A 16280-nucleotide genomic window follows, 5' to 3' on the forward strand; every position below is an offset into this window, starting at 1 on the left:
AGCCCGGTGGCAGGCCGATCCGTCTCGCCCCGTCCCGGTGGCGGATCAGCGGGGATGGCTTCTATATCATACAAGAACAGGGGGGCCGGCAAAGCCCGGCGCCGCCGAACATTCCGGAGAGTGCTGCGGATGATGCAGGGCGCGCGGGTTTCGGTCCGCTAGGCGCAGACCATCGCCGCCGGATCCGGGGCGGTGACCAGCTGACCCCAGCTCAGCAGGATCAGCGCCGGATGGCCCGCGGGCATCCGGCCCGCCGCCTGCGCCAGATCGGCCAAGGGTAGGGTCACATGCTGTTCTGCGCGCAGGCTGATTGAGGCGATGACCGTCACAGCCGTGTCCGGCACGGCACCGGCCGCCAGCAGGTGATCGCGGATCTGCGGCAGCTTGGACAGACCCATATACAGTGCCAGCGTGGTGCCGGGGCCAAAGCTGGCGCACATCCGGTCCGCCGCCTGACCATCCGTTCCGGTGGCGGTGGCCAGGACCAGCCGCTGCGCCACGCCGCGGGTGGTCAGCGGGCGGCCCAGACTGGCCGCCGCGGCCGAGGCGGCGGTGATGCCCGGCACGATCTCGACCTCGGCACCCTCGGCTTCGGCGGCGGCGATCTCCTCGCCCGCGCGGCCAAAGATCGACGGATCGCCGGATTTCAACCGCAGCACATGCAGGCCCCTCCGCAGCTCGGCCCGGATCAGCGCGTCGATTTCGGTCTGGGTCCAGTGGTGGTGGCCGCATTCCTTGCCCACGTCGATCCGCCGCGTCCCCGCCGGGATCAGCGCCAGCATATCCGGCCCGATCAGCCGGTCATACAGCACCACATCCGCGGCCCGCAGCCGGTCCACCGCGCGGAAGGTCATCAGATCCGCCGCGCCGGGACCTGCGCCGACCAGCGTCAGACGGCCGAAGGGCGGGGCGGGGCGCATATCGTCGGGATGCGGCAGCAGGCTCATTCGGCGGCTTCCTTCAGCACTGGGGTGTGGCGGGTGAGGAGGGCGGCAAGTTCCGGGCGGCAGGCGCCGCAGTTGGTGCCCGCCTTCAGGCTGGCGCCAAGGGCGGCAACGGTCAGGCAGTCTCCGCGGGCAATGGCGGCGGTGAGGGTGTTCAGCCCCACGCTGAAACAGGCGCAGACGGTGGGGCCGGGATCGGGCCGGTCGGTGCCGGGCTGGCCGGACAGCAGGGCCGGGCCGGGCGCCTCTCCCAGAAGCGAGGCGACATGGCCGCGCGCGATGGCCAGGGGCTGGCGGTCGATGAACAGGGCTGCGACCAGCGCGCCGTCCTGCACGAAGGCCAGCCGCACCCGTCCGCGCTGCGGATCGGTGAAGACCTGCGCCTCGGCCCTTGCATCAAGGCCGAACATCTCCCGCGCGGCGGCCTCCCAATTTTCGGGCAGGGTGCACCCGGCCAGTTCCGCTGTCATGCCCTTGGCATGGACCGCGCGCGCCCAATAGGCGCAGTCGGGGCGGAAGGGGCGGGCGGCCACGGCATAGCCGAACCATACGGCGCGGAAGGGCTCCACACTGACCGCGGCCGATTTCAGCGCGGGCTGGCCCGAGACGGGATCGACCGGCCCCGGGATGACCACGCCCACCCGTCCGCGGGCGGCGGTTTCCGCGGTCCAGTGGATGGGCGCGAAGGGATTGCCCGGGGCGACCCGGTCCGACAGCAGCACCCGCAGCACCGCCGTTTCGCCCAAAGCCGTCACCTGTGCCAGCCCGTCCGCCTCCAGCCCCAGACGGGCGGCATCCGCGGGGTGGATCTCCAGATAGGGTTCGGCCATGTGCTGGTTCAGCCGGGGCGCAAGGCCGGTGCGGCTCATCGTATGCCAATGGTCGCGCACCCGCCCGGTGTTCAGCACCATGGGCGCAGGCGTCGCCCGCGGCGTGACGCCAATCATCCGGGCGCGGCCGTCCTTGTGGTGGAACCGCCCGTCGCCAAAGAACCGCCCGCCCTGCCGCCGCGCGTTGGCGGGCCAGAGGAACGGCTGCAGCGCGTCATATCCGGCATGGGTGATCCCGGCATGGTCCGAAATATCGAAATCCGATCCCAAACCCCCGGCCACGCCCGACAAGGCGGCATGTTCGGCGAATACCTCCGCCGGATGGGACCAGTCAAAGCCGTGAAAGCCCATGCGGCGCGCGACCTGCGCCATCTGCCACCAGTCGGCCCGCGCCTCTCCCATCGGGGTGCGGAACGGGCGCTGGCGGCTGATCCGGCGTTCGGAATTGGTGACGGTTCCGTCCTTCTCACCCCAGCCGGTGGCGGGCAGGCGGACATGGGCCAGCCGGGCAGTATCGGTTTCGGCCATCATGTCGCTGACCACCACGAAATCGCATCCGGCGATGGCGCGGGCGACCCGCTCTGCCTCGGGCATGGACACCACGGGGTTGGTGCACATGATCCACAAGGCCTTGACCCGGCCCGCCTCCACCGCGCGGAACAGGTCCACCGCCTTCAGCCCCGGTGTTTCCGCCATCCGGGGCGCGGCCCAGAAATCGGCCACGGCCTGCCGGTGGAGGGGGTCTTCAAGGTTCAGGTGGCAGGCCAGCATGTTCGACAGCCCGCCCACCTCGCGCCCGCCCATGGCATTGGGCTGGCCGGTCAGGCTGAAGGGTCCCATGCCGGGCTGGCCGATCCGGCCGGTGGCCAGATGCAGATTCAGAATCGCATTCACCTTGTCGGTGCCGCTGTCGGACTGGTTCACCCCCATCGACCAGCAGGTAACCACCCGCCTGGTGCCCAGCCACAGGTCGAAGAACTGCGCCAGTTGCGCGGCGGTCAGGCCGGTCAGCGTGGGGTCCGTCGCACGGGCGGCCTCCAGCGCGGCATTGGCGCCCTCCACGTTTTGCAGGAAGGCCGCGTCCAGAAGGCCGCGCCGCTCTGCCTCGGCAAGGGCCAGGTTGAACAGCGCGGCATCGCCGCCTGGTGCAATCGGCAGGTGCAGATCGGCGCTGTCGCAGGTGGAGGTGCGGCGCGGATCGATCACGACCACACGGGTGCCGCGGCCCTCACGCGCGGCTTGCAACCGTTGGAACAGCACCGGATGGCACCATGCCATGTTGGACCCGACCAGAACCACCAGATCGGCCTGTTCCAGATCCTCATACAGTCCCGGCACGGTGTCAGTGCCAAAGGCCCGGCGGTGCCCCGCTACGGCCGAGGCCATGCACAGCCGCGAATTGGTGTCGATGTTGGCGCTGCCGATGAAGCCCTTCATCAGCTTGTTCGCCACATAGTAATCTTCGGTCAGGCACTGACCCGAGACGTAGAAGGCCACCGACTCCGGCCCATGCGCTGCGATCGTGTCGTGAAAGCGGGCGGCGACCAGATCCAGCGCCTCTTCCCAGCCCGCCCGGCGGTTCCCGATCATCGGCGCCAGAAGCCGCCCCTCCGGCCCGACGGTTTCCCCGAGGGCCGAGCCTTTGGAGCAGAGCCGCCCGCGGTTGGCCGGGTGGTCCGGGTCGCCCCGGACCGTGACCCCTGCTTCAGTGGCGCGCAGCAAGACGCCACAGCCCACCCCGCAATAGGGGCAGGTGCTGCGGATTTCCGGCACGGTCATCCCGGTTGTGACAGGTCCAGAAAGACCTGCCCCCCCTGAACCCGCGCGGGCCATGTGCCCACCTGACCCACATCCGCGCCCTGCGCCGCGCCGGTGTTCATGTCGAACACCCAGTTGTGCAGCGGGCAGGTCACCCGGTCGCCGTGGACGATGCCTTCGGACAGGGGGCCGCCCTTGTGGGGGCAGCGGTCGGTCAGGGCAAAGACCTGATCGGTGGCGGTGCGGAAGACGGCGATGCAGCCCTGCGGCGTCTTCACCACCCGGGCGCCCTGCGGCGGGATGTCGGACAAAGGCCCGATCTCGATCCAGGCTCCGGTCATGGCGTTCATTCCGCGGCCTCCATTGAGATGGTCTTCATCGGCGCCCAGTCCTGCGGGCGGGCGGCATGTTCGGCCCAAGGGTCGGTCTGATAGACCGACTGCGACAGCATGAAACGGTCATAGAGCGCGCGGCGGCTTTCCGTGTCCGCGATCCGTTCGCGGCACCAGTCCAACCCGACCTTGTCCACCCACTTGTAGATGCGGTGCAGGTAGCGCGCGTTTTCGCGGTAGAGCTGGACGAAGGCGGCAATGACCTCCATCGCCTCGGCCTCGGTGGGGACGGTGACCAGCAGTTCCGTCTCCCGCACGTCAAGGCCTGCGGCGCCCGCCACGCTGATCTGAAAGCCAGAGTCCACGCAGACGACGCCAATATCCTTGCACGTCGCCTCGGCGCAGTTCCTCGGGCAGCCCGACACGCCCAACTTGACCTTCGCGGGCGTCCAAGACCCCCAGAGGAGTTTTTCCAGCGCGATGCCAAGGCCGGTGGAATCCTGCGTGCCAAAGCGGCAGAACTGCTGGCCCACGCAGGTTTTCACCGTGCGCAGCCCCTTGGCATAGGCATGGCCCGAGACCATCCCCGCGGCGTTGAAATCGGCCCAGATCGCGGGCAGATCCTCTTTCTTCACGCCCAGAAGGTCGATCCGCTGGCCGCCGGTGACCTTGACCATCGGCACATTGTATTTGTCCGCGGCATCGGCAATGGCGCGCAGTTCGGCCGGGTTGGTCACCCCGCCCCACATCCGCGGGACGACGGAATAGGTGCCGTCCTTCTGGATATTGGCGTGATTGCGTTCGTTCACGAACCGCGATTGCCGGTCGTCGCGATAGTCCAGCGGCCAGTCGGCGATCAGGTAATAATTCAGCGCTGGCCGGCAGGAGGCGCAGCCGCCCACCGTCTTCCAGCCCAGTTCCTGCATCACCGCCGGGATCGACTTCAGCCCCTGCGACTTGATCAGACGGCGCACGTCTTCATGGGTGTGATCGGTGCATTTGCACATCGGCGGATTGGCATCGGCCTTGAAGCTGTCGCCAAGGCACAGGGCCATGACCTTTTCCACCAGCCCGGTGCAGGTCCCGCAGGATGCGCTGGCCTTGGTCTGGGCCCGCACCGCATCCAGCGAGGTGGCGCCGCCTTCGACGGCCTGAACGATCCGGCCCTTGCAGACGCCGTTGCAACCGCAGATCTCCGCCTCAGGCGGCAAGGCTGCAACGGCGGCGAGAGGGTCCGCAGAGGCACCCCCCGCGGCGAAGGCCGGGCCAAAGATCAACGTCTCACGCAGGGGGGACACGTCCTTGCCCTGCCTGATCAGATCAAAGAACCACGATCCGTCTGCGGTATCTCCATACATCACCGCGCCCAGCAGACGGTCGCCTTCAAGGATCAGCCGTTTGTAGATGCCGCGGCCGGGGTCGCGGAACACGATATCCTCGCGCCCCGGGCCATCGGCGAAATCGCCCGCGCTGAACAGATCGACGCCGGTGACCTTCAGCTTGGTTGCGGTCTGGACCGGGCGGAAGGCCGTCTCAGCGCCATTCAGCGTCTCGGCCAGCACTTTCGCCTGATCATAGAGCGGCGCAACAAGACCGAAGAGCTGCTTCTCATGCTCGACACATTCGCCAAGTGCGTAAATCGCCGGGTCGCTGGTCTGCATCTGGTCGTTCACCACGATTCCGCGGCCCACCTCCAGATGCGCATCATTGGCCAGCCGCACCTCAGGCCGGATGCCCACGGCCATGCAGACCAGATCGGCGGGATAGACGGTGCCGTCTTCCAGCAGCACGGCCTCCACCCTGTCGGTGCCAAGGATGGCCTTCGTCGCGCCCTTGCAATGCACGGTGATCCCGCGGCGTTCGAGGTCTTTTTGCAGAAGATACCCGGCCGAGGGGTCAAGCTGCCGCTCCATCAGATGGCCCATCAGGTGGATCACCGTCACGCTGGCCCCGCGCGCGGCCATGCCCGCCGCCGCCTCCAGCCCCAGAAGGCCGCCGCCGATCACCACCGCCGTGGCGCCGGGCTTGGCCGCGGCAATCATGGCATTGGTATCCTCCAGATCGCGGTAGGTGCAGACACCCGGCAGGTCCTTGCCCGGCACTGGGATGATAAACGGGGCCGAGCCGGTGGCGATGACCAGCGCGTCATAGGGCATGCCGCCCTGCGCTGAATGGACCACCTTGTTCGCGCGGTCGATCTTTACCACCGCCTCGCCAAAGCGGCAGTCGATGCCCTGCGCGGCATACCAGTCCGCATCATGGGTGACGATCTGGTCATAGGTCTTTTCGCCCGACAGCACCGGCGACAGCATCAGCCGGTTGTAATTGCCGCGGGGTTCGGCGTTGAACAGGGTCACATCCCAGTCGCCGCCCGCCTCCAGCAGATGCTCCAGCATCCGCCCCGAGGCCATGCCGGCCCCGATCACCACAAGTTTCTTGGTCATCACGCGGCTTCCTTCTTTTTGGCGGGACCATGGGCATGGTCGTGCAGGAAGTTCAGAATCTCGGCGCGGTAGTGCCAGTAATCGGCATGATCCAGCATTGCGCGGCGCGAACGGGGGCGGGGCAGCTTCACCTCGGTGATCTGGCCGATGGTGGCGCGGGGGCCGTTGGTCATCATCACCACGCGGTCGGCCAGCAGGATCGCCTCGTCCACGTCATGGGTCACGCAGACGGCAGTCACCTGCGTGCGCGACCAGACCTCCATCAGGACATCCTGCAATTCCCAGCGGGTCAGGCTGTCCAGCATGCCAAAGGGTTCATCCAGCAGCAAAAGCTTCGGCGACAGGGCAAAGGCGCGGGCGATGCCCACCCGTTGCCGCATGCCGTTCGACATGTCGGAGGCGAGGCGGTGCATCGCATCCCCCAGACCCACCCGCTCAAGGTAGTATTCCACCACCTCCTGCCGTTCGGCCTGACCGGCGGTCGGGTAAACCCGGTCCACGCCGATGGCGACATTTTCCCGCGCTGTCAGCCACGGAAACAGGCTGGGCGCCTGAAACACCACGGCGCGTTCGGGGTCGGCGCCTTCGACGGCGTAACCGTCCAGTTTGATCGCCCCGCCGGAGATGCCGGTCAGCCCGGCGGTCATCGACAAGACGGTGGATTTGCCGCAGCCGGAATGGCCGATCAGGCTGATGAACTCGCCCTTCTTCAGCTTCAGGTCGAAATTCTCGACCACGGTCAGCGGGCCTTTCGGTGTGTCATAGACCTTGGACAACTGGGAATAATGCAGATAGCGGTCGTCGATCGGGCTGCGCGCGGCCTGCGCATAGGCGCGGGGCAGGGCATGGCGCGGCGTCAGCGCGGGCAGAAGGCGCGTCATCTCGGATTTCGTGGTCAGGCCCACCTCCATCAGCTCCGCCGTGACGGCGGCGCGCAGGCGCTGGAACGTGGCATCGTTGTTCAGCGCGCCGCGGTCACGGGGGCGATCCAGCGCCACCGGGAATTCCCGCCCCAGCGTGCCGTCGGGGGTCAGGATGACGATGCGGTCGGCCAGAACGATGGCCTCATCCACGTCATTGGTGATCAGCACCGCGGTCTTGCGGTCGCGCCGCCAGATGCCTTCGATCTCATCGGCCAGATCGGCGCGGGTCATCGCATCCAGCGCGGACAGCGGTTCGTCCATCAGCAGGACCTGTGGCTCCATCGCCAGCGCCCGGGCGACCGAGACGCGCTGCCGCATGCCCCCCGACAGTTCCGCCGGACGCCGGGCGGCGGCATGGGACAGGCCCACCATGGCGACATATTTCGCCACCATGGCCGCGCGTTCGGTCTTGGGCCGGGCGCCGTGGATTGCATCCACCGCCAGCGCCACATTGCCCGCCACGGTCAGCCATGGCATCAGCGAATAGGACTGGAACACCAGCCCCCGCTCCGGCCCTGGGCCGGTGACGGGCGCGCCCCGGAAGGTGACGCTGCCACGGTCGGGAAGGGCAAGCCCGGCCATCAGGTTGATCAGGGTGGATTTCCCGGTGCCTGAAAAGCCGAGGATGGCCAGAAACTCACCCTCCTCCACCGAGAGGCTGATGTTGCGCAGAACCTCGGCCCGGGCGGCGCCATCGCCAAAGCCCTTGTGGACATTGCGGAATTCAAGGACGGCCATGGTTACCTCCGCCCCTGAAAGGTCAGCAGGGTCTGCGCGGCGATCATCACCCGGTCCAGCAGCAGGCCGATGATGCCGATGGTCAGCACCGCCACCATGATCCGAGCCAGACTGTCGGAGGACCCGTTCTGGAATTCATCCCAGACGAATTTGCCAAGGCCGGGGTTCTGCGACAGCATTTCCGCCGCGATCAGCACCATCCAGCCCACGCCCAGGGACAACCGCAGCCCGGTGAAGATCAGCGGCAGGGCCGAGGGCAGCACCAGCTTGGTGATCCGGGTCCAGAGCGACAGCTTCAGCACGCGGCCCACGTTCACCAGATCCTTGTCGATGGTCGCCACGCCCAGTGCGGTATTGATCAGCGTGGGCCAGAGCGAGCAGAGCGTGACCGTGACGGCCGAGACGATGAAGCTTTTCGACATCGCACCATCGCCCCCGGCATAAAGCGCCGAGACGGTCATGGTGACGATGGGCAGCCATGCCAGCGGCGAGACCGGCTTGAACACCTGAATGAGCGGCGACAGCGCGGCATTCGCCGTGGGTGACAGGCCCGCCAGAATGCCCAGAGGGACCGCCACCACCGTGGCCAAAAGGAACCCCATGAACACCGTCTTCAGTGAGGTCAGGATCTGGTCGTAGTAGGTGGGCTTGCCGGCATAGCTGCGGGTCTTCACCTCATCCGCCTTGCCCGCGGCCACCAGTTCGGCGTTCTTGGCCGCCTGCTTTTCGTAGAACGCCGCCTCTTTGGCCTGTTCGGCGGCGGCATCGGCATTCAGGACGCCCACCTGCGCCCAGACTTGTCCCGGCCCCGGAATGGCGCCGAGCGAGGTTTCCACCTTGGGCGCGGCCCATGCCCAAAGCGCAAGGAAGGCAAGGATGGCCAGCAGCGGCACCAGCGCGGTGCGCCAGATCAGCCGCAGCTGCACCTGCGGCGCATCGCCGATGAGAAGGCGGCCCAAGGGCGCGATCCAGGCCAGCCCCAGCAGGGCGAACCACGGGTCCAGCCGCTGGATCACGGCCTTGAGGCGGGGCTGCACGGAGGAACGCTCTTTGCCGGGCAGGGTGGCGGGGTCGATCGAGGTCATGGCTGTGATCCGCGGGTCAGAGGGCGTGGCTCAGTTGATGACTTCACCGCCCGAGACGGTCTGACCCGTCCGGAGGCCGATGGCGAAGCTGTCCAGATAGGCGTTGGGCTGGGTGCCGTCGAAGACCACGCCGTCGATGAAGGTGGCGTTCGGGTCGCGGTAGCCGTCGGCGTCGAAGTCGAAATCCGCCTCGGTCGCCCGCCCTTCGGCGATCAGCTGCTTGGCAGCTTCGGTAAAGATATCGGGGCGGTAGACCGATTTCGCGGTTTCGTCATACCACGCATCCGGCTTCGCCTCGGCGATCTGGCCCCAGCGGCGCATCTGGGTCAGCGTCCAGACCGCGTCCGAATAATAGGGAAAGGCTGCATTGCCGCGGAAGAACACGTTGAAATCCGGTTCGTCCCGCTTGTCGCCCTTTTCATACTCAAAGGTGCCGGTCATCGAATTGGCGATCACCGCGGCATCGGCGCCCACGTAATCGGGGCTGGACAGGATTTCCACCGCCTCGGCCCGGTTCACATTGCCTTCGGCATCCAGCCACATCTGCGCCCGGATCAGCGCCTTGGTCAGTGCGATCACGGTATTGGGGTTCTCTTCGGCGAAGGCCTTGGTCAGGCCGAACACCTTTTCCGGGTTCTGCTGAAAGATCGCCGCGTCCGAGATGACGGGAACGCCGATCCCCTTGGCGACAGCAGCCTGATTCCACGGCTCGCCCACGGAATAACCGTCGATGGTCCCGGCCTCCAGCGTGGCGGGCATCTGCGGGGGCGGGGTGACGGACAACAACACATCGGCGCCGATCTGGCCCGAGGTGTCATCGGGCGAGTAAAAGCCCGGATTGATGCCGCCCGCCGCCAGCCAGTAGCGCAGTTCGTAATTGTGGGGCGAGACGGGGAAGACCATGCCCATGCTGAACGGGCGGCCCATGTCGGCGGCATCCTCGATGGCAGGGACCAGCGCCGAAGCGGGGATCGGATGCACCGGCTTGCCCGCGGCATCCAGCGCAAGGCCCGGCTTCATCAGTTCCCACACCGCGTTCGAGACGGTGATGGCATTGCCGTTCAGGTCCAGCGCGATGGGGGCTATCAATTCGCCTGCGGTGCCGTAACCGATGGTCGAGGCCAAGGGCTGGCCCGCCAGCATATGGGCGCCGTCGATCTCTCCGGCCAGCACGCGGTCCAAGAGGACCTTCCAGTTCGACTGCGCCTCCAGCGTGACGGACAGGCCCTCGTCGTCGAAGAAACCCTTCTCCTTGGCGATGGCCAGTGGGGCCATATCGGTCAGCTTGATGAAGCCAAGGGTCAGCGTGTCCTTTTCGACACCGGCGGTTTTGGCATGGGCGGGCAGCGCCAGAAAGGCTGCGGAAAGCATCAGGTGGCGGATCAGGGGCATGGGATCTGTCCTTGAAGGCTGAAGGAGGAAGCCGGAGGGGAAAATGCGAAAAGGCCGCAGACAGCTTTGGACACGCATGTGTCGAAAGCGGTCAGGCGGCCTTGCCTGGTCTCAGCGAAGCGGGAGACGAACGGAACGCCATTGCCCCGTCTTGAGGTCAGGTTCCATGCGCCGGGCGCGGGGGTCAAGCGGGATGCGCGGCTGCGGCCGGCTGCATCCGCAGAATTTCGCCGCGCCGCAGAATTCTGCCCGGTTTTTGATCAGTGCGCAGGGGCGGGGTCGAAAACCGCGCCATCGAAGAAACGGTTCCGCGCCAAGATCAGCGTGCCATGCACCGCCGGGACCGATTCTTCTGCCTCCAGCGCGCCCTCGGCCTTGTCCGAGGCGCGGGGCAGCGGCACCCCCGCGGGGCCAAGGAACCGCCGGTAAAGGTCGCTGCGGAAGGTGGCGCGGGCGGCCTTTGTCGTGGGGGCAGGGTCCAGCCCGTGCGCCGCTGCCAGTTCCGTCCCGATCCAGCCCGCCTGACTGCGCCACGGGAAATTCGCCAGCCCGCGGTGAAAGGCCAGCAGCGCGAGCACCTCCACCTCTGCCCCGCGGGCGGCGGGCAGGACATGGCCCCGCAATGCAGGTTCGATATGGTCCGAGGCAGTGTCCAGATTGCGGGGCAGGGCCAGAAGCTCGGCCAAAGTGGTGCGGTTGGCCGGGTCGCCCGCCCATTCGCCCGCGCGCCACAGCGCCCGCAAAAGGGCGGCGGCGCGGTCTGGCTGCGCCTCGGCCCAGCCAGACCGGGCGGCCAGCACCTTTTCGGGCGACTGGCTCCAGATCGCGGCGCCGGGCAGCACCAGCCGCGCGCCCGCCACCTGCACGGCGCGGGTGCCCCACGGTTCCCCCACGCAGAAACCGTCGATCTCGCCCGCCAGCAGCGCCTCGGCCATGCGGGGGGGCGGGACGGAATGGATGGTAAAGGCCAGATCCGGCGCCGTCCGGGTCAGCCAGTAGCGCAGCAACAGCGCATGCATCGAAAACGGAAAGGGCACGCCAAGCCGCAGCGGCACGCCGCCCCGCGGCAGCGCGGTGGCCAGCGCGGGGTCGCCAAAGGCAAAGCCGCCGGTCTGCCCGGCCAGCGCGGCGGACAGACCCACGACCTGCCCGTTCATCGACAGGACCATCAGCACATCCAGCCCGCCGGTGCCGCCCCCTAAGGCCAGCGCCCGCGCCACCGGCATGACCGAAAGCATATGCGCCGCCTCGACCGTGCCCAGATCCAGCATGTCGCGCAGCTGCGACCAGCTGGCCGCGCGGTGCAGGTCCAGCCTCAACCCCTCCTGCTCGGCAAAGCCCAGCTCCGCCGCCACGATCAGCGGCGCGGCATCCAGCAGCGGCACAAAGCCCAAGGACAGCGGCGCGCTCATTTCAGCAGATCCGCCGCAGTGACCAGCGCCTGCGCCAGTTCGGCCAGCTTCTTGCCCTGATCCATCGCGCTTTTGCGCAGCAGGGCATAGGCCTCTTCCTCGCTCAGCCCCTTGGCGCGCATCAGCACACCCTTGGCCCGGTCGATCAGCTTGCGCTCCTCCAGCGCGGCGCGTGTGGCGGCCAGCTCGCTGCGGATGCGCTGGAACACATGGAACCGCGCGATGGCGGCATCCAGAATCGGGCGGATGCGGTCGGCGCGCAGCCCGTCCACCACATAGGCCGACACGCCCGCCTCGATCGCGGCGCGGGTCAGGCCCTGATCGGCGCGGTCCACGAACATCGCCACCGGGCGTTCCAGCGGCCCCGCGGCCAGCGTCAGCTCCTCCATCGCGTCGCGTGACGGGTCGCCCGCATGGATCAGCACCAGATCGGGCCGCAGCTCGGCCACGCGGCGGGCCAGCCCGGTGCCCGAAGCGATGACATGGATCGAATGTTCGCCAAGCTCTTTCAGCGCGTCCACGATCATCATGGCGCGGTCGCGGTCCTGTTCGACGATGATGATGGTCAGCGCGGTCTTCATCTTGGGTTGCGGGATGTCTGGTCCCCGCCCGCGCCTGCGTCCAGCGTCAACCGCCGCCCCCGCGCGGAAAACACGCGGCGGGGCGTGCGGTTGCCCAAGATTTCATCAGCGGCTGGTCAGGGCCGGACCATCCGCATCATGCCACCGGTTCCGTGGCCGCTTATCGGGCAGGTCCGGTGGATGTCATGATGCCGCTACCAGCTCCGATAGCCTGCGGCCCAAAGAGGCCTGCGGATCACCCAGAGCCAGAACGATTGCCAGATGATCAAGCCCGGGCTCCTGTCGCAGCTCGCTGCCCGGCAACAGTGCCGCAAGCGCGGCCGCTTGCTGCTGGAACGGCGCGGTTTCTGCCTGCCCCCGTGTAATGATGCGTGGCAGGTCAGGCTGGTGCGTTGAGGTCATCGGCGACCAGTCCGCGGCCTCGGCCGGGGTCATCTTCGCCTCGTCCTTCAGGAAACTGCCGGGAATGCCCGACAGATCGTAAATGCCGCTGACCAGCAGCAACCCGCGCAGGGCCGGCAGGTCGGGCATCGGCTCATGCGGAGCATAAGCCGCCAGATAGCTGGCCAGATGCGCCCCGGCGGAATGGCCGCTGACGGTCAGGCGTCCCGGATCCGCGCCGAGCGAGGGAGCGATGCCGGTCAGATGGCGCGCCGCCGCCCGCACCTGCGCGACAATGGCGCCCAACCGGGTTTCCGGCATCAGATCATAGGTAAGGACCGCGCATATCCCCCCCGCCGCCAGCACCGGCGCGGCGACAAGGCGATGATCCTCCTTGCTGCCGGACCGCCAATAGCCGCCATGGATGAACAGGTGCAGCGGCGCCCCCTGTGCCGGCGTCTTCGGCAGCAGAATGTCCATCCGTTCCCGCAGTCCGGGCCCATAGGCAATGTCGGCTCGCAGATCCGTCCGCGCCGACACTTCACGCGAGCGGGCGGCGGTTTCAGCGATGATCGCATCGAAATCGGGAATGAAATCGCGGTTGCGATAAAGATCCTGTGCCACGCCGCCCTGCCTTTCAGAAATTCACCGCGAAATACTTCGGCTCCATGAATTCAAGGATGCCGGTGACCCCGCCTTCGCGCCCCAGCCCGCTTTGCTTGGCGCCGCCAAAGGGAGCGGCGGGATCGGACATCAATCCGCGATTGATAGCAACCATCCCGGTCTCGATCCCCTTGCCGATGCGCAGGGCGCGCGACAGGTCCTGCGAATAGACATAGGCGGCAAGGCCATATTCGGTGGTGTTGGCCAGCCGGATCGCCTCTTCCTCGGTGTCGAACCGGTAGACCGGCGCGACGGGGCCAAAGATTTCCTCATGCGCGATGCGGCTGTCGGGCGAGACATTTTCCAGCACGGTCGGCGGGTAGAAATAGCCCGTCCCCGGCAAGGGGGCGCCGCCGGTGACCACACGCGCGCCATCCGCCACGGCCTGCGTGACCAGTTGGTCGATCTTCTGCACCGCTCTGGTGGTGATCATCGGGCCGACCTGCGTGCCGGCATCCGCGCCCGCGCCGATCTTCAGCGCCGCCATGCGCTGTGCCAGACCGGCGACGAAGGCATCATGGATGCCCGATTGCACGTAAAACCGGTTGGCGGCGGTGCAGGCCTCTCCGGCATTGCGCATCTTGGCGATCATCGCCCCGTCCAGCGCCGCCTCCAGATCCGCATCATCGAAGACGAGGAAGGGCGCGTTGCCGCCCAGTTCCATCGAGCAGGAGACGACGGTCTTTGCCGCCTCGGCCAAAAGGCCGCGCCCGACCCCGGTGGACCCGGTGAAAGACAGTTTGCGCACCCGGGGATCGGCCAGCATCGCATTGGTCACCGGCCCGGGCTGCGTTGTGGTCAGCACGTTGACCACACCCGGAGGCACCCCGGCCTCGGCCCCCAGCCGTGCCATGGCATAGGCGGTCAGCGGCGTCTCGGAGGCCGGTTTCAGGATCACCGTGCAACCCGCCGCCAGCGCCGGGCCGATCTTTCGGGTGGCCATGGCTGCGGGGAAATTCCACGGCGTGATCAGCACGCAGATGCCGATCGGATCATGATCGACAAGGATGTGATGCGCCCCGGACGGCGCATGGCGGAATTCGCCGGGCACCCGCACCGCCTCTTCGGCATACCAGCGAAAGAATTCCGCCGCATAGGCCACCTCGCCCCGCGCATCGGGCAGCGCCTTGCCGTTTTCCAGCGCAATCAGTCGGGCCAGATCCTCGGCATGTTCGGTCATCAGGTTGAACCAGCGGTGCAGGATCTGCGATCTTTGTCGGGCGGGTGTCGCACGCCAGCCTGCCGCTGCCGCATCGGCCGCCTCAACCGCGCGCAGGGCATCGTCAATCGTGGCATCGGCGACTTCGGCCAGCATGGTGCCGGTCGAGGGGTTGATGACCGGAATGCCCGCGCCGGAAAGCCAGTGGCCGCCGATAAACAAGCCATGGGCATGAAGGGCCGGATCGGCATAGGGCAGATGAGGGGAATCAAGGGTCATGTCAGGTCCTTTCGGAAGGTGTCAGGTCATCAGCCCGGCGTCGCCGGCAAAGGCCGCGCGCAGAAGGCGGGTCATGTCGGGCAAAGGCAGCGGGCGCGGATTGTTGCGGATCAGCCGCTCGATCCCGCAGGCCAGGGTTGCAACCTCGTCAATGCGGTCTTCGGCAAGGCCGAGCGCGGCCAGAGTGGGGGGAATGCCGATCCGGGTGAAAAGCGCCGAAACAGCAGGGATGACCGCGTCCGGCCCATCGAGCCCCATCGCATCGGCCATCTGCATCAGCTCCGCACCAATAACGGGACGGTTCCATTCCATCACCCAGGGCATCAGACAGGCCACGCCCGCGCCATGTGCGGTATGGGTCAGCGCGCCGACCGGATACTGGATCGCATGGGCCGCGGCCGTTCCCGCCACGCCGAAGGCCAGGCCGGCGAAGGTCGCGCCCTGCATGACAAGCGCGCGCGCCTCAGCATCGCGGCCATCGCGGCAGGCCCGTTCCAGCCCCTGCCACAGCAAGGCAATCGCAATGAGCGCGAATTGATCCGAGACCTGATTCTTGCCGACGAAGACCCGCTCCTGCGTCAGACGCGACGTGGTCTCGGGGCGACTGGCGGTAAAGGCCTCGATGGCATGGGTCAGCGCATCCGCCCCCGCGATCGCGGTCAGCCCGGGCGGGCAGCTCAGCGTCAGATCCGGGTCGCAGATCGCCACCAACGGAATGAGATGCGGGCTGGAGATGCCCACTTTCAGGCTGCGCGCGCTGTCCGAAAGGACAGAGACCGGCGTGACCTCGGATCCGGTGCCCGATGTCGTCGGCACAGCGATCACCGGCAATACCGGACCGGGGACTTTCAGCTCGCCATAATAATCCTGCGGCTGCCCGCCATGGGACAGCAGAAGAGCCACGCATTTCGCCATGTCGAGGCAAGATCCGCCGCCAATCCCGATCAACAGATCGGGCGCAAGGCTGCGTGCCGCTGCGGTCGCGGCCGCCGCTGATTCCACCGGCACATCGGGCAAGGTTCCGGATTCGACGCGAACCTGCACGCCGGCGCCTTCCAGATCGGCAACCATTTCAAGAAACATCGCATCCGACGCCAGCCGGGCATCCGTGACCACCAGCGCGCGGCGCCCCAGACCCGCTGCCACCATGCCAAGCGCCCGACGCTGACCCGCGCCGAAGATAATCTCGCGCGGTGACCTGATCGTACCGAAATGGATCATTCATTCCTCTCCTCTTGCCGCGATCCTCCGGGCACATGGAGATCGCGCTGCCCCTCTCTTCGCGGGGCCAGTGCCCTGCCCGACCGAGCATATAGCCCAGTCTTTGCCAAAATCATATATCCAATCATATACGATATT

The 16280-nt window shown here is 67.2% G+C and carries 12 protein-coding genes; all 12 read right to left on the minus strand.

Annotation, left to right across the window (positions count from 1 at the left end):
- Positions 1-158: 158 nt before the first annotated feature.
- The 12 genes from cobA to ACO2Q5_RS16600 all read right to left on the minus strand — a co-directional run bounded on the left by cobA (position 159) and on the right by ACO2Q5_RS16600 (position 16142).
- Complete coding sequence (gene cobA, locus ACO2Q5_RS16545; RefSeq protein WP_423293057.1) at positions 159-947, minus strand: uroporphyrinogen-III C-methyltransferase; 789 nt, start codon at positions 945-947, stop codon at positions 159-161.
- Positions 944-3553, minus strand: a complete 2610-nt coding sequence (locus ACO2Q5_RS16550; RefSeq protein WP_423293059.1) for a molybdopterin-dependent oxidoreductase — start codon at positions 3551-3553, stop codon at positions 944-946. Before ACO2Q5_RS16550 ends, cobA begins: the two co-directional genes overlap by 4 nt.
- Positions 3550-3873 (minus strand): nitrite reductase small subunit NirD, encoded by a 324-nt coding sequence (gene nirD / locus ACO2Q5_RS16555; protein ID WP_423293130.1) that lies wholly within the window; start codon positions 3871-3873, stop codon positions 3550-3552. The genes ACO2Q5_RS16550 and nirD overlap by 4 nt, the downstream gene beginning before the upstream one ends.
- A 5-nt stretch (positions 3874-3878) precedes the next feature.
- A complete protein-coding gene (gene nirB, locus ACO2Q5_RS16560; RefSeq protein WP_423293061.1) occupies positions 3879-6308 on the minus strand; it encodes a nitrite reductase large subunit NirB in 2430 nt (809 codons plus the stop codon).
- Positions 6308-7969, minus strand: a complete 1662-nt coding sequence (locus ACO2Q5_RS16565) for an ABC transporter ATP-binding protein (protein WP_423293063.1) — start codon at positions 7967-7969, stop codon at positions 6308-6310. The genes nirB and ACO2Q5_RS16565 overlap by 1 nt, the downstream gene beginning before the upstream one ends.
- A 2-nt stretch (positions 7970-7971) precedes the next feature.
- Positions 7972-9054 carry an ABC transporter permease gene (locus ACO2Q5_RS16570; protein WP_423293065.1) on the minus strand — a complete coding sequence of 361 codons (1083 nt, stop codon included), beginning with the start codon at positions 9052-9054 and terminating at the stop codon, positions 7972-7974.
- Between the two features lie 30 nt (positions 9055-9084).
- Positions 9085-10446: a CmpA/NrtA family ABC transporter substrate-binding protein gene (locus ACO2Q5_RS16575; RefSeq protein WP_423293067.1), complete on the minus strand. Its 1362-nt coding sequence runs from the start codon at positions 10444-10446 to the stop codon at positions 9085-9087.
- 260 nt (positions 10447-10706) lie between these two features.
- Positions 10707-11858 carry an ABC transporter substrate-binding protein gene (locus tag ACO2Q5_RS16580; RefSeq protein WP_423293069.1) on the minus strand — a complete coding sequence of 384 codons (1152 nt, stop codon included), beginning with the start codon at positions 11856-11858 and terminating at the stop codon, positions 10707-10709.
- Entirely contained in the window at positions 11855-12439 is a 585-nt protein-coding gene (locus tag ACO2Q5_RS16585; RefSeq protein WP_423293071.1) for an ANTAR domain-containing response regulator, read from the minus strand. Before ACO2Q5_RS16585 ends, ACO2Q5_RS16580 begins: the two co-directional genes overlap by 4 nt.
- Positions 12440-12622: 183 nt before the next feature.
- A complete protein-coding gene (locus ACO2Q5_RS16590; protein WP_423293073.1) occupies positions 12623-13444 on the minus strand; it encodes an alpha/beta hydrolase in 822 nt (273 codons plus the stop codon).
- A gap of 13 nt (positions 13445-13457) precedes the next feature.
- Positions 13458-14921, minus strand: coding sequence for an NAD-dependent succinate-semialdehyde dehydrogenase (locus ACO2Q5_RS16595; protein WP_423293075.1), 1464 nt, complete (start codon positions 14919-14921; stop codon positions 13458-13460).
- A 21-nt stretch (positions 14922-14942) separates the two neighbouring features.
- Positions 14943-16142: an iron-containing alcohol dehydrogenase gene (locus tag ACO2Q5_RS16600; protein ID WP_423293077.1), complete on the minus strand. Its 1200-nt coding sequence runs from the start codon at positions 16140-16142 to the stop codon at positions 14943-14945.
- Positions 16143-16280 lie beyond the last annotated feature (138 nt).

Source organism: Neotabrizicola sp. VNH66 (genome assembly GCF_049445895.1).
Taxonomy (GTDB): domain Bacteria; phylum Pseudomonadota; class Alphaproteobacteria; order Rhodobacterales; family Rhodobacteraceae; genus Pseudogemmobacter.

Bases quoted from the DNA above. Each gene is read 5' to 3' on its own strand.
- ACO2Q5_RS16600 (WP_423293077.1), bottom strand. From the start codon at position 16,142: ATGATCCATTTCGGTACGATCAGGTCACCGCGCGAGATTATCTTCGGC.
- ACO2Q5_RS16585 (WP_423293071.1), bottom strand. From the start codon at position 12,439: ATGAAGACCGCGCTGACCATCATCATCGTCGAACAGGACCGCGACCGC.
- ACO2Q5_RS16565 (WP_423293063.1), bottom strand. From the start codon at position 7,969: ATGGCCGTCCTTGAATTCCGCAATGTCCACAAGGGCTTTGGCGATGGC.
- ACO2Q5_RS16575 (WP_423293067.1), bottom strand. From the start codon at position 10,446: ATGCCCCTGATCCGCCACCTGATGCTTTCCGCAGCCTTTCTGGCGCTG.
- ACO2Q5_RS16580 (WP_423293069.1), bottom strand. From the start codon at position 11,858: ATGAGCGCGCCGCTGTCCTTGGGCTTTGTGCCGCTGCTGGATGCCGCG.
- ACO2Q5_RS16570 (WP_423293065.1), bottom strand. From the start codon at position 9,054: ATGACCTCGATCGACCCCGCCACCCTGCCCGGCAAAGAGCGTTCCTCC.
- nirB (WP_423293061.1), bottom strand. From the start codon at position 6,308: ATGACCAAGAAACTTGTGGTGATCGGGGCCGGCATGGCCTCGGGGCGG.
- ACO2Q5_RS16595 (WP_423293075.1), bottom strand. From the start codon at position 14,921: ATGACCCTTGATTCCCCTCATCTGCCCTATGCCGATCCGGCCCTTCAT.
- cobA (WP_423293057.1), bottom strand. From the start codon at position 947: ATGAGCCTGCTGCCGCATCCCGACGATATGCGCCCCGCCCCGCCCTTC.
- ACO2Q5_RS16550 (WP_423293059.1), bottom strand. From the start codon at position 3,553: ATGACCGTGCCGGAAATCCGCAGCACCTGCCCCTATTGCGGGGTGGGC.
- nirD (WP_423293130.1), bottom strand. From the start codon at position 3,873: ATGACCGGAGCCTGGATCGAGATCGGGCCTTTGTCCGACATCCCGCCG.